Raw genomic sequence first — 21703 nt, forward strand, 5'->3', positions numbered from 1 at the left:
CGGCACCTGCTTTTCCTGCACCCCTTCAAGGAAGGCGCGAACGCGGGTGCGACTGATGAGAGCGTCGCTCATCGCAGCTTTCCTTTCTTGACGTGCTCCCCAAAGCTCCTCCAGTCATAACTGGAGTCCGGGGTTGTCATGGTGCCCGTCGGGGCGGTGTTGCACAACCCGCCCGGCAGCATCGGCGGGCGTCAGCCCGCCTATCCCGCTATGCGGCCGCACATGGTTGTAGTCGTCGCGCCAGAGCCGCAGCACCGAGCGAGCATGGCCGAGCGAGACGAACAGCGTCTCGTTGAGGCATTCGTCGCGCAGGCGGCCGTTGAAGCTCTCGACGTAGCCGTTCTGCTGCGGCTTGCCGGGCGCGATGTAGTGCCATTCGATAGGGCGCTCCTGCGTCCACTTCAGGATCGCCAGACTGGTCAGCTCGGTGCCGTTGTCGCTGACGATCATCAGCGGCGGTGCGCCTCTCACCGCGATGATGGCGTCGAGCTCACGGGCGACCCGCGCGCCTGACAGCGAGGTGTTGACCACGAGCGCCAGGCACTCGCGCGTGAAGTCGTCGACCACCGCCAGGATGCGGATGCGCCGGCCGCTGATCAGCGTGTCGCTGACGAAGTCGAGGCTCCAGCGCTGGTTCGGTCCCTGGGGCAGCGTCATGGGCGCCCGCGTGCCCATGGCTCGCTTGCGACCGCGCCGGCGCCGCACGCGCAGGTTCTCCTCGCGGTACAGCCGCAGCAGCTTCTTGTGGTTCATGACCAGGCCCTCGCGAGCCAGCATGATCCCCAGCCGCCGGTACCCGAAGCGGCGACGCTCGGCCGCGATCTCCCGCAGCCGCGACCGCAGGTCGCCATCATCAGATCGCCGATGCGCATAGCGCATCGACGTCCGATCCACGCCGAAGATGGTACAGGCCCGACGCTCGCTGATGCCGAACACCTGTCGAGCATGCTCGACAGCCTTCCGCTGAACGGCAGGCCCTACCAGTTTTTTGCTGCCGCCTCCTTGAGCACGACATTGTCGAGCATCGCGTCCGCTAGCAGCCGCTTCAGCCGGGCGTTCTCTTCCTCCAGCACCTTCAGCTTGCGCGCCTGCGACACGTCCATGCCGCCGTACTTCGCCTTCCACGCGTACAGCGTCGCGCTGCTGATACCGTGCTTCCGGCACACGTCGGCGGTCTTCATTCCGCCCTACTGCTCACGCAGCACCGCGATGATCTGCTCCTCGCTGAACCTGGTCTTCTTCACGTCCGTCTCCTCACGAAGGCGGACTCTAGCTCAGACTGGCGGAGTTTCAGGGGAGCACGTCAGGCATAGCTGGGGCGGGGCCGTCATCACGGAAGTCGGCGACCACGAGAAGGTCAAGGCACTCGATTATGTCGCCGCCTTCGCCCCGGCAGCCGGCGAGACCCTCGGCGAGCTCGTCAACGCCCATCCCACGCCCCCGGCCCTGGCTGAAATCCGGGACGACGGGACCGGAAATCTCAAGCTCAGTGTCGAAGGTTGGATTAAGGACGTCGCCCAAGACCTCCCCGAAGCCGAGGCGCGGCTGCTTGCAGTTCTTCAGCCTCCCTTGCCAGGCAGTACCTTCGCCGAACCGATCAAGACGGCGGCATGGGAAAGCCGCCCGAGCTGGTACATCGTCTCTCACCAAGATCGAGTAGTGAGCGTTGATCTTGAGCGTATGTTCGCGCAGCGAATGAACGCCCAAACGAGCGAGCTTGAGGCCGGTCACCTGTCGCTGCTGTCTCAACCCGAGGCCGTGGCAGCGGTGATCGTTCAGGCGGCGGAGAATGTTCCGGCCGGCTGAACGGGAGCACTGGCGAGCTAATGTGCCGCCGCGCGCGCTTCGCCGATACCGCTCACCACAGCAGTTGCGGTGGGTGCATGCTCGTTTCGGTTAGTCGGGATAGGCGACGCGCGCGGGGACGATGAGCTTTATCAGCGTTCCCGCGGGTGACCGGCTTCCGATTTCGAGCGATCCCGCCAGCTGCATCGCGCGCTCGCGCATGCCAACCAACCCGAAATGGCCGACCCGTCGTCCCGCCGCCCTGATGCTATCAGGGATACCTTGGCCGTCATCCTCGACCGTGATCGACAGCCGGTCGGCTCCAAAGCTAATGCCAACCTCCAGGAGCTGGGCGTTGGCATGCCTCGCCACGTTCGCCACCGCTTCAGCTACCACCCGGCTGATTTCATCAGCCACGGGCGCGCAAACCTTACGCTCCTGACCGACACGTCTGACGTTCCACTGAATCGCGGGAGGGACCAGTTGCTCCACCGTGGCAGTCAGGATTGCTGCCAGATCGAGCGGTTCCACATCCCGGCGCAACTCGCGGATTCGGTCCCGGCCTTCGACAAGGACGTCATCAGCTCGTTCGAGTGCGCTTTCAATTGCCGTATGAGCTCGAGTTCCGGGCGTCAGCAGGTTGGCTGCGGACTGGAACCGCAGCACAACGCCTTGGAACCCCTGCATCAATGTGTCGTGCAGCTCGCGTGCGATGCGCTCCCGCTCAGCCAAACGCGCCTCGAACTGACCGCGGGTACGAAGGGCAATGGTTCTCAGACGCCAGCGGTAGAGCAGCCAGATGAGAGTACCAAGAAGGGCGAGACATGCAGCCAAGAACCACCGAGTCTGGTAGAACCTTGGCGCGATGGTGAAGGTCAGGCCTGCTGCCCGACGCGTCCAGACGCCGTCGTTGTTTGAGCCAATCACCTCGAAGCGGTACGTGCCGGGTCCGAGATTTATATAAAGCGCCTGGCGTTCAGCGCCGCTATCGACCCAATCACGGTCTGCTCCGAGAAGGCGGTAGCGAAACCGGTTTTGCTTCGCGTCAGTGAGGCTGAGAGCTGTAAAGGCGATCTGCACCCGCTGAGTCCCCGCCTTGAGCCGGATCGGCTTATCGAAGGATGTGGCGTTTACTGGCCCGGAGGTGAGGTTCAAAAGGACTACGTTCGGAGCCATCCCATTGTGAGCGACATGATCTCTGTCGATCCAGGCGACGCCACGGTTCGTGGCGAACCAAATCCTGCCTGTGCTGTCTTCGACGATATCGTTCGTATCAAGGATATTCGATCGCGCCCGAAAGCCCTCTTCGTACCCGAACCGGCGGTACGGAAGCGGCCGCCCGGGGCTCCGGAAGGCCGCGTCCAGATCGGCGGTGGATACGCGGGCAATCCCAGTAGCCCCGATCAGCCATGTTGAGCCGTCTGACGACGAATGGACTCCCGTGACCCCGGCGAGGATCGGGTAGTTTCGTTCGCTGAGCTGCAGGTGACGATGGCCGTCCCACAACCCGAGCCCTTTCTGCGCCCCTTGGTAGATGCGCTTTCCAGCGGTCACAAAAAGATTGGTCGCTCCGATCCTCCCTTCCTCGGCTCGCCACAACACTTGGCTGCGATCGCCATTGACCTGCTGGACGCCAAATAGCGACCGCCCAGCGATGAGGCCGCCACCTGCGTCCGCCTTCAAGTGAGCGAGGTTGCCGTCATACTTTCCAGTCGACCAGGGCGCGTCGACCTTCTGCAGCTTGTCGCCGTTGAGCCGATAAGCCTCCTTAATCGAAGCCCAGAAGGTGCCTGCCGCGTCCAGGGTGCACGTGATAAGTAGGGGGCCGCCAACGTCGCGCGCGGACGCCACCCGTCCAGAAGGCGAGACGCTAAGGAGCGTGTTGTCGTCCATGCTGATCGCGAGGAGGCGGCGCCCGTCCCCGCACAGCACTCCAAGCGAACGCTTGGGATAGATAAGCTCGGGCTCGCTCATGCCGCGAGCCATCCGGAAGACGCCTTCGACCCCGCCGAAAAACACCTGATCGGACCTCGGGTCGCCGGCGAACCCTGTCACCATCGCTCCGCTGTTATGCGGCTGGATCACGTTGCTGGCAGAGAAGCGATCGAGGCCGGACTCGGTGCCGACCCAAATATTGCCCTCTCGATCTTCGAAGAGGGACATCGCGACCGGCCCGGTCAGACCGTTCCGCTCGCTGAATCTGTCGGGCGGTCCAACCACTCTGCCATCGCGGAAGACGGCTCGCACCAGGCCGTCATCCTGACCCGCGATCCACAATGCGCCGTCACGATCAAAGCGCAGGTGACGCTGTAGAAACGGCGTGGTCACTCCGGCGAGCGGAACGCGCGATCCTCCTCCGAGCCGGCGCAGCCCGTTATTGTCAGCAAGCCACAAGCGACCGTCGCGATCGCGCGCCAAATCTGCGAAATTCGTCAACGTCTCCGACCAGGGGGCGAAGCGGGTTGAACCTGGCGCCTTTCGCAACGGCGTCGAGCCGAGAGCTGGCGTCGTTGGAGACAGGATGTTGATGGAACCGTCCGGCAACGGCACGACCGAGCCGGCCTGCACTCCACCGACTCCCTGCTGCGGTCCAAACTGCGACCACCGGCCTCTTGCCAGGCGGGAAAGCATGATCTTGCCGTTGCCGTCGGCCGCTACCCAGATTGTGCCGTCCGCATCTTCTACGATCTGGTACACACCGCCAAGGGCTTTGAACGGATTAGCACCGCGGAGATGCCCACCCCGCAGCAAACCGATCCCACCATAGTCATAGCCAACCCAGAGATCGCCATTTTTGGCCACGAGCAATGCCGTCACCTGAAGCGATCGCTTCGGGTCGTCGTCGTCGGGGACTATGCGTTCGAATCGGATACCGTCGAAACGGAAGAGGCCGGTCGAAGTGCCGAGCCATAGGAAACCATCGCGTCCTTGCGCGATCGCGCGAACGTTGCCGGGCGCTCCGTCGCCAAGCGTCCAACGGGTATGCCTGAATTGGTCGATCCTTCGGTCGGGATCGAGCGCGCGAGCGGGCGTGATAGCGAGGAGCGAGACCGCTAGGATCAGCGATCCAAAAGCCACTAACCTCGCGGCCGGTCGAATAGCAGTTGCAAGGCGAGACACAGATTTCAATCACCACCCCGACCGGCTCCGCGGCCGTCCGCGCGCCATTTCCTCCGATCATCCAAGTGCCTGAGGGTGAGTGGAGAGCCTCACCGATGCAACCGGAATTTGCGTAGCCCCTCGATCATCCTCACCCGTTACGGTGCCGCGTCAGCTGTCGGCTCAAAGCGTGATCATGCCACGTCGCGCGGCGATGGTGACGGCATGGGTCCGATCGGATGCACCCAGCTTGGAGTAGATGACCTTCATGTATCCCTTGATCGTGTCCTCGGAGAGTCCGAGGCGGCTAGCGATCTGCTTGTTTGAATTACCGCCGGCTGCAAGCGTCAATACCTCCACTTCGCGACGAGAAAGCGCATCCCCCGCAGCATGGAGAGCGATACCCGTGGCCACCTCCGCGGTGAGATGCCGCCCGCCGGCATGAACGGAGCGAACCGTATCGAGCAGTTCCTTGCGCATCGCACTTTTCAGCAAGTAACCGGCCGCTCCGGCACGAAGCGCCTGCATGGCCTGCGCGTCTCCGGAGTAAGTCGTTAAGACGACGATGCGTGCATTCGGGTATGCTCCGCGTAGGGCCTCGATGGCGGCAACGCCGCCCATGCCGGGCATCTGGAGGTCCATCAGCACCACGTCGGGCCGATGGTGCTCAAACATCGTGATCGCCGCTTCACCGCTCTCCGCCTCCGCCGCAATGGCAAGGTCCGGCTGAGTCTCGATCACTGCGCGGACACCTTCACGGAGCATGGGGTGGTCGTCCACAACCAAGATGCGGATCTTGTCGGGATGAGCCATCGGAGTACCCGTTCCTCCTTCAGCAAATGGGAGATGTGCTGCCTATAGCGCGGTTGAAAGCAGTCCTGAAGGTTTCAGCGAACCGGTCCAAATCGGCTGCTCGGCTAAGGAACGACCACCGTCGCACGTGTTGCCGAGTCCGCAGCACGCCTTCGATGCCCGCAATGGCGGCCCAGAGGTGCGGCATCGCGCTAGCGGAAGCGCCGGCACCATCCTCGCTACCGCACGCCGACGCGACGTTCTTCACCTGAATACGCGCGGCCTGGTCGGCCGCGACATGTGCCGCACGACGCATTGTCTCCGCCGAGACGGATTCTGCTTGACCAAGCCCCAGAATAAGCACGGCTCCGGCCCGGATTGGTTTAGGCGGCTTGGAAAGGAGCAGCGTCTCGCCGAGCCTACCCGAGAGTACGCCGGCTCCTCGTAGTCCCGTGAAGCCACCTCCGAGCGCTCGCTCAAGGCCGCTCAACACGGCCGGGGAAGGGTCTTCCGCATGAATTCCAGCCACCGCTAGGTCGGTCTCAACATGCCAAAGGCTGTCGGAGAGGACGTCCAATATGCAACCGTGAAGCAGGCCGATTGGCCGAACATCGCCGGAGTGATGGGGGGCCGCCGTCATAACTAACCCTGTTCCATCGAACGCAACTCCCGCCCCGATTTTGGGCTCGAAATCAAACACGAACGCCTGGTCGTCGCCTTGGACATGAAGGGCGGTTCTTGGACGGAGTTGTCGCATCGGCGAGTCCAACGGCACGATATCCTTCTCCAGCCGCGAACGCCGATCGGGGCTCGAACCCGCCATGAATGGCCGAGCAGACCCGAGACGACAGCGGATGGAAGCAAGAAGATGACGGCGACGTGCGAGCATTCCAACCAGATCACCATCCGCAGATGTCCCCCAACGCTCGTGGGTGCGAGGAATACCTATGGTCGGCGGTGCTTGGGCACACTCGCGCCTCTGCCGCTTACTCCAGGCTCGCTCCGAGCCTGCGTCCATATTGCACGATCGCCTGTCCTACCCGGCTGCGCTCGGCATCATAACGTCGCAGTGCTGCATTCACCGGCTCGCGCCGGAGCGCATCGGCAAGCGCCATTGCGTCGCCGGCCGCCTTCGCAACGCCCATCGCAGTATGCGGGCGCGCGATGAAGGCAGCGTCGCCGAGGAGCGCCAGCCGCCCGTTGGTCATCCGCGGCACCTCCAGGTCGAAGATGGCCTGCACGAACGGCTCCGGCTCCGCCTCGACTACCGCCGCGAATGGCGGAGGCAACAGAGCGTATGCATCGCGGACCAGCCGATCGCGCACATCGGCCGGCACGGACCCGCGTGGAAGCGAGTAGAGGTGGGGCTCCCCCCGGCAATTCACGAGCAATCCCGGGAGGTCCGCGACTCGGCGATACCAGACGCAATTGTAGCGTCGTCGTCCCGGCTCGATCTCGCCCCGGGGACCGGCGACGAGGTAGCCGAGCGCCTGCCCGCCGGTCATGTGGTAGAAGGCGAACCGTTCGGACAGCGCGGCGACGGAGATTGGCGCGAGATCGGGCTCGGGCAGCAGGAAGCGCCATGCGACATAGCCGGCGTAATGCGGCTCGACCTCGCGCGACGCGAACATGGACCCGCGCACGACCGAGCCGATGCCGTCGGCACCGATGACGATGTCCGCCCCCACGCTCCCGCCATCGGCGGTGCGCAGCCACGCGCGGTCGCCATCGCTGCCCGCCGCATCCACCGCCGCGCCGATGCGATAGCAGCCGTCCGGCATGAGGTCGCGCACGGCCAAGTAGAGCGCGTCCCAGGAGATCTGCATCTGCGAACGGGCGTCCCGGTGCGCAACCCCGCCAGCCCGGTCGAGCGTGATCCGTTCGTGTGCCGTCACGCCCGTCGTCGCGACCTCAGGTCGGCCCAGTGCGCGCAGGATGGCGAACACCTCCTCCTGCGCGACGAGGCCGGCGCCGCGACCGTCCAGGCCGCTCGCAGATCGCTCAAGGATCGTCACCTCGTGGCCGTCCCGCCGAAGGAGCGCGCCGGCGAACAGTCCGCCGAGCGATCCTCCGGCGATGGCAACGCGCACGGGCTCAGCCCCGCTTCGCCAGGCTGCGCGCCTGGATCAGCACGCCCAACAGCGCCAGCACCGAGCCTAGCACGGAGACCGCCACCCAACCGCCGCCGTTCCAGGCCGCCGTCGCGGCCGCCGAGCCACCGGCACCGCCCAGAAACATCGCACCCATGAAGATGGTGTTCAACCGTCCCCGCGCCTCGGGCCGGAGAGCATAGACGACATGCTGGTTCGACACGAGAGCGCTTTGGACCGCAAAGTCGAGCAGGATGACGCCGACGACCAGTCCGGCCAGAGACTGCCACACGGCGAAGAGCAGCCAGGAAGCCAGCGTCAGCGCGGCACCAAGCGCGATCACGCGGTGCGGTCCACGGCGATCTGCGTAACGGCCCGCGATCGGCGCCGCGAAGATCCCGACCGCACCCACGATGCCGAACAGCCCGGCAACGTCCGCGCCCAGATGAAAGCGCGGTTCCTCGAGACGGAGCGCGAGGATCGTCCAGAAGGCCGTGAACGCCGCGAACAGGAGCGCCTGCGTGACCGCGGCGATGCGCAACTCCGCGAACTCCGACCAGAGGTGGCGAAGCGAGGCGAGGAGCGCGCCGTAGCGCAAGTCGCTGTCCGGGCGGCTGCTCGGCAGCGCGACCGCCATCAGCGCGCCGGCACCAAGCGCCATCGGCACGCCGAGCCAGAACATCTCGCGCCAGCCCGCGTGCGTGGCGACGAAGCCCGCCAGCGTCCGGCTGAGCAGGATACCGCACAGCACACCCGACATCACTGACCCGACCGTCGCCCCCCGCTTCTCCGGCGCGGCGAGATGCGCCGCAAACGGCACGATCTGCTGCGCCACAGTGGCGGACACGCCAACCAGCAGCGATGCGGCGAGGACAAGCCAGGCGCTTGGCGCCGCGGCGGCGGCCACTAGCGCGGCGGCAAGCACCATGAATTGAATAACGATCAGCCGCTTGCGCTCGATCAGGTCGCCGAGCGGTACCAGAAGGAACAAGCCTGCCGCATAGCCGAACTGCGTGGCGGTCGGGATCAGGCCGGTGACGCCGCCCGGCAGGTCTCGCTCCATAACTCCCAGCATCGGCTGGTTGTAGTAGATGTTGGCGACGGCAACGCCGGCCGCCATTGCCATCGCGAAGATCAGACCGCGTCCAAGCACGGGCGCGACCTCCGCGCTTCGCGGGCCGGCCTGAGTGAGCGTGTTCATGCAAACCTCCTTCGGGACAAAGCCGGTCAATGTCGCGACGAAGGTAGATTGCTTCTCCGAGAGATATTAGATGCGGTATTCGCACTTCTTGTATATCCGGAACAGATAGAATGAACGTGTCGGACGTCTCGGTCTTCGTCGAGGCCGTCAAGGCGAACAGCCTTGCCGGAGCCGCCCGGCGGCTCGGCATCGCGCCGATGCTCGCCTCACGCCGCCTCGCCGCGCTGGAGGACGAACTCGGCGTCCGGCTGCTCCAGCGCACCACGCGCGCTCTGTCGCTGACACCCGAGGGCGAGGCCTTCCTCCCGCACGCACAGGCGATGCTGGAGGCGCTCGGAGACGGCCTCGGCGCGATCCGGCCGTCCGACGCGGGCGCATCGGGCATGCTGCGAGTCACCGCCTCCGTCCCGTTCGGACGGCAGGTGGTTGCGCCCTTCGTCGCCAGCTTCCTCCGGGCCAATCCGGAGGCGCAGATCGATCTTCTGCTGACCGACGCGATGGTCGACATCGTCGGTCAGGGGATCGACCTTGCCATCCGGATCGCGCGTCTGCGCGACAGTGGCCTCATCGCGCGCAGGCTCGCGCCCAATCCGCTGGAGCTCTACGCCTCGCCCGACTACCTGCGGGAACGTGCCGCGCCCCGCCGGATCGCCGACCTCGCCACGCACGAGTGTCTGGCGATCACGGGCGTGCGCCATTGGTCCTTCCTGGGAACCGGCGGAAGGACAACTCGGCAGCGGATCGGCGGCCGCTTTACCGCCAGTTCGCCGGAGGCGTTGCGTGAGGCGTGCGTTGGCGGTGCGGGGATCGGGCAGCTGTCCGGCTGGATGACGGTCGACGACATCGGCGCAGGCCGGCTTGTGGCGGTCACGCTGGAGGACGGCGCGCCGGAGCCGCTCGATATCTGGGCGGTCCACCCCAGCGCGCGTCTGATGCCGGCCAAGACGCGACTCTTTATCGAAGGGTTGGCGGCACATCTCGCCTCCCGGTGAGTACACGAGGCCTACCCCGCCCATCCGATCGCCGCCTTCAGCTTCTCGGGCGTCAGCGGCATGTCGCGCAGGCGCGCGCCGGTCGCGTCCGCGATCGCGTTGGCGAGCGCCGCCGAGGTTGGCCCCTGCGCCGTCTCGCCCGCGCCGAGGAACGGCAGACCGGGGCGGTCGATGATGTGTACGTTCACCTGCCCCGGCACGTCCTCGAAGCGCATGATCGGATAGGTGCCCCAGTCGAAGCTGGTGCGCTTGCTCTCGTCGAATGTCACCGCCTCGAAAAGGGCCCAGCTCAAGGATTGCAGAATACCTCCCTCCGCCTGGTTGCGGATGCCGTCGGGGTTCGCGGGCTGCCCGGCGTCGATCGCTGCCTGGACGCGGTGCACGGCGACGGCACCGGTCTCGCGCTCCACCTCGACCTCCATCGCGATCGCGCAATAGGCACCGATGTTCTTGTATCGCGCGAACGCCATTCCACAGCCGCGGCGCCCATCGCCCCTCGGACGGCGTTCCCAGCCGAAGCGGCTTGTCGCCTCGATCATCACCGCCCGTGCGCGCTCATCCTGCATGTGCGCGAGCCTGAAGGAGAGCGGGTCGACGTGGGCGGCATGCGCCAGTTCATCGAGCATGCTCTCGATCGTGAAAACGTTCAGGTGCGCGCCGAGCGAGCGCAGCGCCGACACGCGGAGCGGCATCTCCGGCACGAAGTGGTAGCGAACGTCCATGTTGGGAAAGACGTAGAGAGGGTTGGCGTTCCGATCCCCGTCACCTTCGGGCATCGGGATCGGCTTCGCCTCTTGGGGTGCGAACGGCGTGGCAACCTCCTGCGCCACGGCATAGCCGCCCGCCTTGACCGGACGGGTGTTGTGCGAGTTGCTCCAAACCTCGTAGTTCCAGTGGGCGATGCGCCTGTCAGACCCGACCGCGGCTTCGACCTGCGTCACCATCCCGCAGCCGCACGGCTCCCATCCGAACTCCTGCTCGCGCATCCATTGCAGCCGGATCGGTCGCCCCGGCACCCGCATCGCGATCAAGGCCGCCTCCGCGGTCACGTCGTCCGCGCCGTTCTGGCCGTAACAGCCCGAGCCCGGCACGTGGACGACGCGCACCTTCTCAGGCGGCAGGCCGACCAGCTCGGCGGTGGCCCGGTGCATGTCGAACACGCCCTGGCTGTGCGACCAGATGGTGAGTTCGCCCTTCCTGAAGACGGCAACGGCGCAGGAAGGTCCGATCGACCCGTGAGCATACCAGGGTCGGCTGTAGGAAGCCTCGATGCGGTGCGCCGCCGCCCGTGCGCCGTCATGCGTGTCGAGCACCTGGATCTCGCGGGTGGGCAGCGTCCTCAGATGCCGTGGCCCATCCGCAACTGGCAGGCGCGGCACGGTGCGGACGTAATCGGACGCCTGCGCCACCCGCATCGCCCGGATCGCCTGCCATTCCCGCGTTGCCACCACAGCCGCGAACTCGCCATCCTGGATCACCGCGACAACCCCCGGCATCCGACGGGCGTCGTCCAAACGGGCGCGCACGAGCAGAGTCCCATGGCTAGGCCCGCGCACAACGCGGGCATGAAGCATGCCGGGCAGACGCATGTCGTGCACATACGCTTCGCCGCCCACCAGCTTAGCGGGAATGTCCACGCGCGGCAGGCTGCGCCCCATCGTGCGGTATCCGCGCGGGTCGCGGCGCGGAGCTTGTGGGACCGCTTCGACGTGCATGTCCAGCGCGGCCGCGAGCTGGCCGTAGCCGATGCGGCGCCCGCCCGGCCCAATCACTTGGCCCTTGCCGTCTGTGGTGAGCGTCGCCGCATCGGCGCGCCAGGTGCGGGCGGCCTGCCGGAGCAACAGCATCCGAACGTTCGCGCCGGCATTGGCGAGCGCCATGCCACCGTCTTGCATAGAATGGCTACCGGCCGTCAGCCCCTCGTCGGGCGTGCGCGCGGTGTCGGCGGTGATGAACTCGATCTCCGCGGGCGGCAGGTCCAGCTCCTCCGCGGCGACCTGGAGGAGCGCGGTGCGGATGCCCTGCCCCAGTTCCGCCTTGCCGGAGAAGACGGTGGTGCGGCCGTCCGGTGCGATCCGGATCCACGCGTCAAGCTCCGGCGTCATCTTCAGGCTGCCTACCAGGTCGGGGCGCCTGACCGGTGGCCCAGCGCTGCCCTCCCCGCCCCCGGCCAGCTGCGCCAGCGCCTTCGCGCCGAAGCCGAAGGCGACCACCAGACCGCCGCTCGCCAGCATCTCACGCCGCGTCACCCCGCTCATGCCGCGCCGCCTTCCGCCGGGCGGCCGGCGGCACGGCGGATCGCCCGCAGGATGCGCATGTGCGTGCCGCAGCGGCATAGGTTGGGCTGCATGTGCCGCCGGATCGTCGCCTCGTCCGGCGCCGGCTCCTCGTCGAGCAGCGCCTGCGCCCGCATGATCATGCCCGCTATGCAGTAGCCGCACTGCGCCGCCTGCTCGTGCAGGAACGCCTCCTGAAGACGGTTCATACGCCCTAGGGGCGCGAGACCTTCGACCGTCCGCACGGCGCGTCCGGCCACGGCTCCGACCGGGGTGATGCAGGAGAAGGCGGCTTTGCCGTCGATCTGCACGGTGCAGGCGCCGCACTGGCCGAGACCGCAGCCATACTTGGCGCCGTTCAGTCTCAGGTCCTCGCGCAGGACGTAGAGCAGAGGAGTGTCAGGGCTTGCGTCGACGCGGTGGTCGGCGCCGTTGACGTTCACGGTCAGTGTCATGGCTGGGCGCTCTCCTTGCGTGCGTGCGCGACCTTGCGGTCCAGCTTTCGCCACGCCGGGCGATCGGTGAAGCGCGTGCGGGCGTAGGACAGCACCTCCGCCACTTGCTCGTCGGTCAGCGCGTCGGCGAATCCCGGCATCAGCGGCCCGCGCCGCCCGACCGGCGGCTGGATGCCGCGCAGCACCGCTTGGATCGCGCTCGTGGGATCCTGGTCGCGCAGGTTGGTGGCGAGGCCGAGCGCCGGACGCCCCTGCCCCATCATCGGCGCGCCGCCGCCATGGCAGCCCGCACACGCCCCCGCGAAAAGGGTGGCGCCCAGCGGATATGCCTGCGCGGCACGCCCCGGCACGTCGATGGGCCGTGTCGGCGTGCGTCCGCCCTCGTTGCCCATGCCAGATGCGATGTAGGTCGCGATCGCCCGCACGTCCCCCTCAGGCACCCGCGACAGGCTCTCCACGACCGGTCCCATCGGGCCGCCGGCGGCGCTGTGATCCGGTGAGATCCCGGTGGAGAGATACTGCTGGAGCGCCTGCACCGTCCACGTGCGCGCCGCCGGGTTGGTCGCGTCCAGCGGCGGTGCGCGCCAGCCCTCTGCGGCGCCGCCGGCAAGCGCTTGGCCGCGCTTCTCGCCGCCCGCCAGGTTGCGCGGCGTGTGGCACCCTCCGCAATGCCCCAAGCCTTCAACTAGGTACCTGCCGCGGTTCCAATCCGCCGAGCGGTCCGGGTCCGGAGCGATCGGCCCTTTGTGCAGGAACAGCATCTTCCACCCAGCCAGCAGCGGACGGAAGCCGAGCGGGAAGATCAGGCGGTTGGGCGGCGCCTCCTGCCGAACCGGGCGCCGGGACATGAGGAAGGCATACAGCGCATCGAGGTCGCCGTCGGAGACGTGGGTGAAATGCTCGTAGGGAAGAGCCGGGTATAGGTGGCTACCGGTGCGGCTCACACCGTCCCGCATGGCGCGCCGGAAGGCGGCAAGGGACCAGCGGCCTATCCCCGTCTCAGGGTCTGGCGTGATGTTGTCGGAATAGAGTGTGCCGAACGGCGTTTCTAATGGCCGCGCTCCGGCGAGAGGGCGACCACCATCGGCTGTATGGCAGACGGCGCAGTCACCCAGCCTGGCCAACACCGCGCCACGCGCGACCGCGGCGGCCGGAAACGACGAAGCGGCGGGAGGCGCGACCTCCGCGATCGACGGGCGCCAAGTGAGCGCGAGGGCGAACAGGCCGATCGCGACGGCAAGCGCGAGCACTCCCGGTGTCAATCGTCGTCGAAGCATGGTCCACACCCGGTCGCAACCTCCATCCCCGGCCACAGGAAGGCGGGCCTGCCGCCTGCGGCGTTGGGTATGCGGCCATCGTAGGCGGCGTGCTCGCACAGGCCTTGTAGAAAGCGCGCAAGAAAGTCGCGGGCACCACGGCGGGCGCACCGATCCGACAAGAACCGCGAGCAAGGGGGTGACACGGCTAATCGAACAGCGCTTCGGATCGGCATGCGTCGCCGGCGGCGCGCCACGAGGAGGAAATACGATGAAGCTCGCACGCATAGGTCCGGCCGGTCACGAGCGCCCGGTACTCCTAGACCCGAGAGGGCGGCTCCGGGGTCTCGACGACGTCATCGGCGACTTGAACGCTGCCGCGATCTCGCAGGAAGGCCTATCGCGCCTCACGAAGCTCGACCCGGAACTGCTTCCCATCATTGATCCGGACGGCGTCCGGTTCGGGCCGCCCGTCGCTGACATCGGCAAGATCGTCTGCATCGGCCTGAATTACACCGATCACGCCGCAGAGGTTGGACTGCCGGTGCCCACCGAGCCAACCATCTTTCTCAAGGGATGCCGTCCCACCGGGGCGAACGATGACGTCCGTCTCCCCCGTGATGCCATCAAGGGCGCCTGGGAGGTGGAGCTCGGCATCGTGATCGGCGAAGGGGGCCTCTACATCGACGAGGCCGACGCCGATGCGCACATCGCCGGCTACTGCCTGTTCAACGACCTGTCCGAGCGTGCCTATCAGATGGAGCGTGGCGGGCAGTGGACAAAGGGCAAGAGCTTTCCCGGCTTCGCGCCGACAGGGCCGTGGCTCGTCACCCGCGATGAGATTGCCGACCCGCAGGCGCTCGCCATCTGGTTGGAGGTGAACGGCCATCGCTACCAGGAGGGCAGCACGGCCAATCTCGTCTTCGGCGTACGCCACGTCGTCGCCTACGTGTCGCAGTTTCTGGCGCTCGAGGCCGGCGATCTGATCGTCACGGGAACCCCCGCCGGCGTGGGACTGGGTCAGGATCCGCCGGTCTTCCTGCGCGATGGCGATACCATCCGGCTCGGCATCGATGGTCTCGGCGAGCAGCGGCAGCAGGTGTTCGCCTGGAAGGACTGAGCGGGTCGAGGACGGACGCCGTGTGCTGCGTCCGCTCCCATCCCGCGCGGTTCAGGCGGCGCGCCAGGTGCGGCGCCACGCCAGCGGCGTGTCATTTACGAAGCGACGGAACAGGCGAGTCAGGTGCGCCTGATCGGTCAGCCCGCAGGCGCAGGCGATCTGGCTGAGCGAGTCCTGCGTGCTCAGCATCATCCGCTGCGCCCTGCGGATGCGCTGGCGCACGACGTAGCCATGCGGCGTATCACCGGTGCTCGCCTTGAACGCGCGGCAGAAGTGGCCGGGGCTGAGCTTCGCCACGCCGGAGAGATCCTCGACCAGGATCGTGCCGTCGAGGTTTGCCTCCACGTGGTCGCGGACCCGCCGGAGCTGCCAAGCGGCGAGTCCGCCCTTGGCCGGCGCGTCGCCAGAAGTCGGAACCGCGCCCGGGAGCAGGATCCGGTCGAGCGGGTCGTCCCGCTCGCCTGCCAGGAGACCACGCACCTCGTCGAGGTAGCGGCGTGTGAGCGCCGGATCGACCTCAATGGCACGCTCGGCCCGGCCGATCAGGTCGAGCAGATAAGGCGGCGCCTGATGGGATGCCGGCGTCGTGCTGGCCGTGGCGTTAGGTGACATCGCATACCTCCCGTGTCCGTTGCACGGATCGGTATCGACCGTCGGAGCGCACGCCTGAATCGAACGACGGATATCAACGCACCCAACCTTGGACGCGCGGACCCCAAACGAAGGTTTAATCGGACCTGGAACCGCCCTGACACGGTTACAGACTGATGATGCCTCGACGTGCCGCTATGGTCACGGCGTGCGTCCGGTCGGACGCACCGAGCTTCGCGTAGATGACCTTCATGTAGCCCTTGATGGTGTCCTCCGAGAGACCCAGCCGGCTCCCGATGAGCTTGTTCGAATTTCCACCCGCGGCCAGCGTCAGCACCTCCGCCTCGCGTGCGGACAGCGTCTCCTCCGCCGCGTGAAGGGCGATGCCGGTCGCCACTTCCGGCGTGAGATGCCTACCGCCCGCTTGGACCGACCGGATGGTGTCGAGCAGTTCCTTGCGCATCGCGCTCTTCAGCAGGTAGCCGGCCGCTCCCGCACGCAACGCGCGCATCGCCTGCGCGTCTCCCGCGTAGGTCGTCAGCACGATGATACGCGCATTGGGGTAGCTGCCGCGCAGGCTCTCGATCGCCGCCACGCCGCCCATCCCGGGCATCTGCAGGTCCATGAGCACGATATCGGGACGATGTCGCTCGAAGAGCGCGATCGCCTCCTCTCCGCTCTCCGCCTCGGCGACGACGCTGAGATCGGCATGCGCCTCAACGACGGCGCGCACGCCCTCGCGAAGCATCGGGTGGTCGTCCACGAGAAGTATCGCAATCGGCTTGACCATCGTCACTGCGTCCGGTCCTGCTCCCAGCTGCCAGGGCTGCGCATCATAGCTCGCGCCCGCCGGAAGGCGAACCGGAAGCGCTCGAAAAATGCTCGATCCGCTCGGTCCTGGAGACGAAGGTCCAGCGCTTCGTGCCGCCGGGCTCCGCTTCCAGTATACCGGCGATCCCAACCAGAGCGGCGGCCATCAGCGCCGACGCATCCCGGTCAGCGTGCCACAGAGCTCCGTCGCAATCGGATGCCACTTGTCGGCACCCAAGGCGCTGGGCCTGCATGGCAGCAACGTGCGCCGCCCGGCGCACCGAGGCCAATGATCCGCGCACGCCCACTCCGACCAGCAGCGCACCGCCGGCCGCGATCGACATCACTCCCGGCAGCAGCAACGTCTCGCCGGGCCTCCCCCGGAAGACCTCCGCCACCCGCAGCTGACCGAGTCCCCCGGGCGGAGAGGCCTCCCAGGCCGTCCAGAAGCACCGATGCGCCGTCCCGGTCGCGAACGCAGGCGATGGCGACATCGACCCGAAGCGACCAAAGATCCGATGCGACGACCTCGATGGCGCAGCCGTGGATGCGGCCGATCAAGTGGGCCTGCCCCCCGGACGACGCGTCACCAAGCATGCGATCGCCTACCCATTCGACCCCGTCTCCGCCGATCATGCGCAGGTCATCACAGGTCAGCCTCCGCGACTTGGACGAAGGGTGCGCGGTTTGGACGCATGTGCGACACAACGGGGCGGTGCTTGGCTCCGCGCTTCCAGCCTGCGTCCCGTGCATCTACCCTGCCGGCGGCAGAGGCTCGTCCTCGCCAGAGATGAGGAGCCGATGATGGGGTTCAGGTGCGGACACGTCAGCGATGCCACGGTGCGAACCGTCACCCCCAGCGCGCGCGGCTGCGAGGAGTGCCTGAGGATCGGCAGCCCGTGGGTGCATCTGCGGCTCTGCCGCGAATGCGGTCACGTCGGATGCTGCGACGACTCGCCGCATCGGCACGCGCGAGGGCACTTCGAGCGGACCGGCCATCCCATCATCGAAGGCTACGACCCACCCGAAGGCTGGGGCTGGTGCTATGTCGACGAGGTGGCGCTCCGCCTTCCGGACAGGACGCCGCAGCTCGGGCCAATACCGCGCTTCGTCTGACCACGGCTCGAGAAGTGCGGAGCCGCCTGGGAGCGACCCCGCACCCGAGCGTCATGCGGCCGCCGACACCCCTGCGCCGAGCATGGGATAGTCGACGTAGCCCCGTGCGGTCCCGCCAAAGAAGCTGGCAGGATCGGGCGTGTTCAGTCCAGCGTTCCGCGCGAAGCGCGCTGGCAGATCCGGGTTGGCGATGAACAGCTTACCGAAGGCGATCACGTCGCCGCGCCCCTCTGCCAGCGCCCGCTCGGCGGTCGCGCGGGTGTATCCTCCAGCGAGCATCAGCACGCCGGCGAACCGTTCGCGCATGATGCGGACCATGCCGTCCCAGCGCGGATCCCAATCGGCATCGGTGTCGATGCCGAGCGTGGAGGGCTCCACGACGTGGAGGTAGGCGAGTCCCCGCCCGTTCAGCTCCTCGGCGATCCTGCCGAAGGTCTCCTCCGGGGTGTCGTCACCCATGCCCATGAAACGTCCCATTGGGGTGAGCCGGACCGCCACGCGCGAGGCGCCGACCGCTGACGTGACCGCGTCCACCACCTCCAACAGCAGACGGATGCGATTGCCGATCGAACCGCCGTAGCGGTCGGTGCGGATGTTGCTGGCGGAGTTGATGAATTGATCGAGCAGGTAGCCGTTCGCGGCATGGATCTCGACACCGTCCACGCCGGCGGCGATGGCATTGCGCGCAGCCTGGGCGTAGTCCGCGACGATCCGCTCGATGCCGTCGACGGTGAGCGCCTGCGGAACGGGCACCTCGGCCCACACGCCTTCACCCTGCTCGTCGATGATGAAGGTCTTGCCGGGCACCGGCAGCGCGCTCGGGGCGACCGGCAGCGCGCCATTCGGCTGGAAGACGGGATGAGATATGCGGCCGACGTGCCACAGCTGCATGAAGATGCGGCCACTTTCGGCGTGCACCGCGTCGGCGACCCTGCGCCAGCCGGCGATTTGGGCCTCGTCGTGAATGCCCGGCGTCCAGGCGTAGCCCTGTCCCTGCTGGGAGATCTGGGTCGCCTCGGTGATGATGAGCGCCGCGCCGGCGCGCTGGCGATAGTATTCCACCGCCGTGTCCGTGGGCACGTTGCCGGGACCCGCACGGGAACGGGTGAGCGGCGCCATGGCGATGCGGTGGGGTAGCGTCATATTACCGACGCTGATCGGATCGAATAGAGACGAGAGCATTTTTGTTCCTCCTGCGGGTTACCGCCGCGTTGATGCGTGACCGCCTGCCGCTCGTATTGTCGTGTGCTCGCGAAGCTGGGAGAACCGGATCGCGTCGGAAATCACCGTTGCGTCGGACGCAACGGCGTATGACCCGTCAGCCGCGGGCAGCGTCCTCCACTATTCGCCCGCCTGAAGCTCAAATCCACCCTCGTCATCTCCACGGTCCTCGTTCGAAGCGAGCTGAGAGATGTTCGATGAAGGCCCGAACCCTCGCGGAGCTGCGTCGATCGGGTTGGAAGAGTGCGAACACGCCCGCCGGTGAGGCGCCCTCCGGAACCACCCTGCCGATCTCCGCGCGCGAGCCGGCGAGCACCTGGATCAACCGTCCTGCCGCCAGATCTTCCCCCACGAGCCATGTGGGAAGGAGGACCAGGCCCACGCCCGCGACTGCGGCACTCCTCAGCGTCTCGGAATCGGTGCTCGTCAGCGGTCCACGCACACGCACAAGCTCCTCGGCTCCTTCGTGCTCGAAGCGCCAGGCGCGGTCGCCATCACCGTAGACGAAGGTGAGACACGGGCGGTCGACAAGATCTGAGGGTTGCTCGGGCGCGCCGAAGCGCTCGACATACTGCGGGCTGGCACATACGACTCGGCGAGGGCCGCCCAGGCGTCTGGCCACCAAGGTCGAAGACGGAAGGCTGCCGAGCCTGATCGCGACGTCGATCCGCTCCTCCACCATGTTGACGATCCTGTCCGTGGTTACGAGTTCGAGTTCCACCTCCGGGCAGGCGCGCAGGAACCCGGGTAAGATCGGCGCGACGTGGAGACGCGCGAAGGCGACCGGCAGACTCACCCGCAACAGTCCCCGCGGCGCTCCATCGCGATCGCCGACGCTGCGTCCGGCATCCGCCACGTCCGCTAGGATGCGGCGTGCGCGCTCCAGATAGTCCTCGCCCGCGGGCGTAAGCGTCAGTCCGCGTGTCGAGCGGTTGAGGAGCGACGCGCCAATGTTCGCCTCCAGCGCGTCGACCTGCCGGGTCAGGGACGAGGTGGCGACCCCCGCCTTGCGCGCGGCCGCCGCGAAGCCGCCGCTGCGGCGACGGCCACGAAGGCCTCCATGGCGGCGAACATGTCCAAATCCCTAAATTCTCCATCTTCATACCGAGATCATCGTGCACCGCGCCCGTCCGGCCGATGCGGCGGTCTGCTCATCAGACCTCGTTGAGTCAGCAGCGCCGCGACGGGGCGGTCGCGGCGCTGCGCTCGGCGGTCGTGGCGAGGGGCGAGGTCGACGACCGCTCGGGAACTGCGCCGGCGGGGACCGGAGCGCAGACGGGGACCTCAGCTTCGCAGGAACGCCAGCAGATCAGCGTTGTAGCGGTCCTTGTGCGTGGTCGTGAGCGCGTGCGGAGCGCCCTCGTATACCTTCAGTTCGGAATGCGGAATGAGGCGATGCGCCTGCTGGGCGGTGGGGGCGATCGGCACCACCTGGTCGGCGTCCCCGTGGATGATTAGCGTCGGCATGGTGAACGCCGCCATGTCGGGCCGGAAGTTCGATTCCGAGAAGGCGCCGACGCAGTCGTAGGTGCCCTTGATCCCGCTCGTCAGGGCGATCTGCAGCGTCTGCCTGAGGATGCCGTCCGACACCACGCCGGGGTTCTTGTTGGTGCCGTAAAAAAGCGCGTTGAAGTCATCGAGGAACTGCGGACGGTCCTTCAGCAGACCTTCGCGGATGCCGTCGAAAATTTCGGGCGGCGCCCCGTCGGGATTGTCGTTCGCCTTCATGAAGAACGGCGTGACCGCCGACGTGAGGCAGGCCTTCGTCACGCGGGCGCCGCTGTAGCGCGAGATGTAGCGCGCAACGTCGCCGCCGCCCATCGAGAAGCCGACCAGCGCGACGTCCTCGACCCCCGCCGTCTCGAGCACCAGCGCGATGTCGTCGGCGAAGGTGTCATAGTCGTAGCCGCTCCAGGGCTGGCTGGATCGGCCGAAGCCGCGCCGATCGTGCGCCAGGACGCGGAAGCCCTGTGCGCCGAAGAACATCATCTGCTGCTCCCACATGTCGGCGCTGAGCGGCCAACCGTGGCTGAAGAAAATGGCCGGGCCACTGCCCCAGTCCTTGTAGTAGATTTCGGCACCATCCTTGGCAGTGACGTAGGGCATTGGTAAAACTCCTGGGCGAGGCACGTGAACGATCGCGAGCCATGACCACCTCCTGGACTTCACAAGCAATCGAGGATTGTATGGACGGCACCCGTTTTGCGCGATCGGCACCGGAGGACGAGGCGAGCGCAACGAGCGCCCCTCTCGTCATCATTGTCGACGACGACCCGCTCGTGCGCTCGGCGCTGGACAGCTTGTTCCGCTCGGTCGGCTTCGCCACCCGCACCCATGCCAACGCTCGCGAGGCGCTCGAGGTGGAAGCAGACGGTCGCCTCGCCTGTGTGGTGACCGACGTGCGTATGCCCGAGGTCGGCGGCTTCGAGTTTCAGTCTGCGCTGACCGCTCGCGGCTCCATCCTGCCGGTGGTCTTCATGACCGGACACGGCGACATTCCGATGAGCGTTCGCGCTATGAAGGCCGGCGCGGTGGACTTCCTGAGCAAGCCCTTTCGCGACCAGGACATGCTCGATGCGGTGAACGCGGCCATGGAGCGTGCAAGAGAGGACCGCGCGTCAAGCCGGGATGCCGCGGATGCGCAGGCTCGGTACGACGCGCTGACGCCTCGCGAACGCGAGGTGATGGCCGGCGTCGTGCGTGGCCTCCTCAACAAGCAGATCGCCGGCGAGCTCGGCATCGCAGAGATCACGGTCAAGCTGCACCGTTCGAGCCTGATGCGGAAGCTCGGGGTCCGCCGGGTTCCGGATCTCGTCCGCCTGGCCGACCAGCTCGGAGGCTGACGCCGACACACCTAAACCATGGTATAGCCTCGCCATGCCGGGGAGCGCATCCTAGG

At 66.9% G+C, this 21703-nt stretch carries 19 protein-coding genes and 1 pseudogene; 5 read left to right on the forward strand and 15 right to left on the reverse strand.

Going from position 1 to position 21703, the window contains the following annotated elements:
- Positions 1-114: 114 nt before the first annotated feature.
- Positions 115-1244, reverse strand: a pseudogene (locus LHA26_RS16350) (IS3 family transposase).
- Between LHA26_RS16350 and LHA26_RS16355 the strand changes: the two are divergent.
- Positions 1210-1806: an alpha/beta hydrolase gene (locus tag LHA26_RS16355; protein WP_252166633.1), complete on the forward strand. Its 597-nt coding sequence runs from the start codon at positions 1210-1212 to the stop codon at positions 1804-1806. The pseudogene LHA26_RS16350 and the gene LHA26_RS16355 overlap by 35 nt on opposite strands.
- A gap of 90 nt (positions 1807-1896) precedes the next feature.
- Here the strand turns inward: LHA26_RS16355 and LHA26_RS16360 are convergent, their stop codons facing one another.
- The 5 genes from LHA26_RS16360 to LHA26_RS16375 form a co-directional block, all read right to left on the reverse strand.
- Positions 1897-4863, reverse strand: coding sequence for a sensor histidine kinase (locus LHA26_RS16360; protein ID WP_252166634.1), 2967 nt, complete (start codon positions 4861-4863; stop codon positions 1897-1899).
- A 204-nt stretch (positions 4864-5067) separates the two neighbouring features.
- Positions 5068-5697, reverse strand: a complete 630-nt coding sequence (locus LHA26_RS16365) for a response regulator transcription factor (protein WP_252166635.1) — start codon at positions 5695-5697, stop codon at positions 5068-5070.
- Positions 5698-5716: 19 nt separating this feature from the next.
- Positions 5717-6694, reverse strand: a complete 978-nt coding sequence (locus LHA26_RS20195) for a M17 family peptidase N-terminal domain-containing protein (protein WP_367890729.1) — start codon at positions 6692-6694, stop codon at positions 5717-5719.
- Entirely contained in the window at positions 6663-7766 is a 1104-nt protein-coding gene (locus tag LHA26_RS16370) for an FAD binding domain-containing protein (RefSeq protein WP_252166636.1), read from the reverse strand. Before LHA26_RS16370 ends, LHA26_RS20195 begins: the two co-directional genes overlap by 32 nt.
- A 4-nt stretch (positions 7767-7770) precedes the next feature.
- Entirely contained in the window at positions 7771-8967 is a 1197-nt protein-coding gene (locus tag LHA26_RS16375; protein WP_252166637.1) for an MFS transporter, read from the reverse strand.
- A gap of 110 nt (positions 8968-9077) precedes the next feature.
- Here LHA26_RS16375 and LHA26_RS16380 point away from each other — a divergent pair, with 110 nt between their 5' ends.
- Entirely contained in the window at positions 9078-9959 is an 882-nt protein-coding gene (locus LHA26_RS16380) for a LysR family transcriptional regulator (protein WP_252166638.1), read from the forward strand.
- A gap of 11 nt (positions 9960-9970) precedes the next feature.
- On the opposite strand, the gene LHA26_RS16385 is transcribed toward LHA26_RS16380, so the two are convergent.
- From LHA26_RS16385 to LHA26_RS16395, 3 genes are read right to left on the reverse strand one after another with little or no spacing between them, the layout of a single operon-like run.
- Positions 9971-12217: a xanthine dehydrogenase family protein molybdopterin-binding subunit gene (locus LHA26_RS16385; RefSeq protein WP_252166639.1), complete on the reverse strand. Its 2247-nt coding sequence runs from the start codon at positions 12215-12217 to the stop codon at positions 9971-9973.
- Positions 12214-12690 carry a (2Fe-2S)-binding protein gene (locus LHA26_RS16390; protein WP_252166640.1) on the reverse strand — a complete coding sequence of 159 codons (477 nt, stop codon included), beginning with the start codon at positions 12688-12690 and terminating at the stop codon, positions 12214-12216. Before LHA26_RS16390 ends, LHA26_RS16385 begins: the two co-directional genes overlap by 4 nt.
- Positions 12687-13940, reverse strand: coding sequence for a c-type cytochrome (locus LHA26_RS16395; protein ID WP_252166641.1), 1254 nt, complete (start codon positions 13938-13940; stop codon positions 12687-12689). Before LHA26_RS16395 ends, LHA26_RS16390 begins: the two co-directional genes overlap by 4 nt.
- Before the next feature lie 277 nt (positions 13941-14217).
- Here LHA26_RS16395 and LHA26_RS16400 point away from each other — a divergent pair, with 277 nt between their 5' ends.
- Positions 14218-15066 (forward strand): fumarylacetoacetate hydrolase family protein, encoded by an 849-nt coding sequence (locus LHA26_RS16400; protein WP_252166642.1) that lies wholly within the window; start codon positions 14218-14220, stop codon positions 15064-15066.
- A gap of 51 nt (positions 15067-15117) precedes the next feature.
- Here the strand turns inward: LHA26_RS16400 and LHA26_RS16405 are convergent, their stop codons facing one another.
- The 3 genes from LHA26_RS16405 to LHA26_RS16415 form a co-directional block, all read right to left on the reverse strand.
- Complete coding sequence (locus tag LHA26_RS16405; protein ID WP_252166643.1) at positions 15118-15678, reverse strand: helix-turn-helix domain-containing protein; 561 nt, start codon at positions 15676-15678, stop codon at positions 15118-15120.
- 145 nt (positions 15679-15823) lie between these two features.
- On the reverse strand, positions 15824-16447 hold the full coding sequence (locus tag LHA26_RS16410) for a response regulator transcription factor (RefSeq protein ID WP_252168427.1): 624 nt from the start codon (positions 16445-16447) through the stop codon (positions 15824-15826).
- A 43-nt stretch (positions 16448-16490) separates the two neighbouring features.
- Positions 16491-16961, reverse strand: a complete 471-nt coding sequence (locus LHA26_RS16415; protein WP_302898023.1) for a M17 family peptidase N-terminal domain-containing protein — start codon at positions 16959-16961, stop codon at positions 16491-16493.
- Between the two features lie 307 nt (positions 16962-17268).
- Between LHA26_RS16415 and LHA26_RS16420 the strand changes: the two genes are divergently transcribed.
- Positions 17269-17583 (forward strand): UBP-type zinc finger domain-containing protein, encoded by a 315-nt coding sequence (locus LHA26_RS16420; RefSeq protein ID WP_252166645.1) that lies wholly within the window; start codon positions 17269-17271, stop codon positions 17581-17583.
- 51 nt (positions 17584-17634) lie between these two features.
- On the opposite strand, the gene LHA26_RS16425 is transcribed toward LHA26_RS16420, so the two are convergent.
- From LHA26_RS16425 to LHA26_RS16435, 3 genes are all read right to left on the reverse strand, one after another.
- A complete protein-coding gene (locus LHA26_RS16425; protein WP_252166646.1) occupies positions 17635-18765 on the reverse strand; it encodes an alkene reductase in 1131 nt (376 codons plus the stop codon).
- Positions 18766-18958: 193 nt separating this feature from the next.
- Complete coding sequence (locus LHA26_RS16430; RefSeq protein WP_252166647.1) at positions 18959-19600, reverse strand: substrate binding domain-containing protein; 642 nt, start codon at positions 19598-19600, stop codon at positions 18959-18961.
- Positions 19601-20088: 488 nt separating this feature from the next.
- Complete coding sequence (locus LHA26_RS16435) at positions 20089-20910, reverse strand: alpha/beta fold hydrolase (protein ID WP_252166648.1); 822 nt, start codon at positions 20908-20910, stop codon at positions 20089-20091.
- A 41-nt stretch (positions 20911-20951) separates the two neighbouring features.
- Between LHA26_RS16435 and LHA26_RS16440 the strand changes: the two genes are divergently transcribed.
- A complete protein-coding gene (locus LHA26_RS16440) occupies positions 20952-21647 on the forward strand; it encodes a response regulator transcription factor (protein WP_252166649.1) in 696 nt (231 codons plus the stop codon).
- The last annotated feature ends 56 nt before the right edge of the window (positions 21648-21703 follow it).

Source organism: Sphingomonas morindae, from assembly GCF_023822065.1.
In the GTDB taxonomy this organism is placed as follows: Bacteria; Pseudomonadota; Alphaproteobacteria; order Sphingomonadales; family Sphingomonadaceae; genus Solisphingomonas; species Solisphingomonas morindae.

Coding starts and splice junctions, on each gene's coding strand:
- LHA26_RS16355 (WP_252166633.1), top strand. CDS start 1,210: ATGATCTGCTCCTCGCTGAACCTGGTCTTCTTCACGTCCGTCTCCTCA.
- LHA26_RS16425 (WP_252166646.1), bottom strand. CDS start 18,765: ATGCTCTCGTCTCTATTCGATCCGATCAGCGTCGGTAATATGACGCTA.
- LHA26_RS20195 (WP_367890729.1), bottom strand. CDS start 6,694: ATGGACGCAGGCTCGGAGCGAGCCTGGAGTAAGCGGCAGAGGCGCGAG.
- LHA26_RS16400 (WP_252166642.1), top strand. CDS start 14,218: ATGAAGCTCGCACGCATAGGTCCGGCCGGTCACGAGCGCCCGGTACTC.
- LHA26_RS16440 (WP_252166649.1), top strand. CDS start 20,952: ATGACCACCTCCTGGACTTCACAAGCAATCGAGGATTGTATGGACGGC.
- LHA26_RS16365 (WP_252166635.1), bottom strand. CDS start 5,697: ATGGCTCATCCCGACAAGATCCGCATCTTGGTTGTGGACGACCACCCC.
- LHA26_RS16410 (WP_252168427.1), bottom strand. CDS start 16,447: ATGGTCAAGCCGATTGCGATACTTCTCGTGGACGACCACCCGATGCTT.
- LHA26_RS16405 (WP_252166643.1), bottom strand. CDS start 15,678: ATGTCACCTAACGCCACGGCCAGCACGACGCCGGCATCCCATCAGGCG.
- LHA26_RS16435 (WP_252166648.1), bottom strand. CDS start 20,910: ATGCCCTACGTCACTGCCAAGGATGGTGCCGAAATCTACTACAAGGAC.
- LHA26_RS16390 (WP_252166640.1), bottom strand. CDS start 12,690: ATGACACTGACCGTGAACGTCAACGGCGCCGACCACCGCGTCGACGCA.
- LHA26_RS16415 (WP_302898023.1), bottom strand. CDS start 16,961: ATGTCGCCATCGCCTGCGTTCGCGACCGGGACGGCGCATCGGTGCTTC.
- LHA26_RS16420 (WP_252166645.1), top strand. CDS start 17,269: ATGATGGGGTTCAGGTGCGGACACGTCAGCGATGCCACGGTGCGAACC.
- LHA26_RS16385 (WP_252166639.1), bottom strand. CDS start 12,217: ATGAGCGGGGTGACGCGGCGTGAGATGCTGGCGAGCGGCGGTCTGGTG.
- LHA26_RS16380 (WP_252166638.1), top strand. CDS start 9,078: ATGAACGTGTCGGACGTCTCGGTCTTCGTCGAGGCCGTCAAGGCGAAC.
- LHA26_RS16375 (WP_252166637.1), bottom strand. CDS start 8,967: ATGAACACGCTCACTCAGGCCGGCCCGCGAAGCGCGGAGGTCGCGCCC.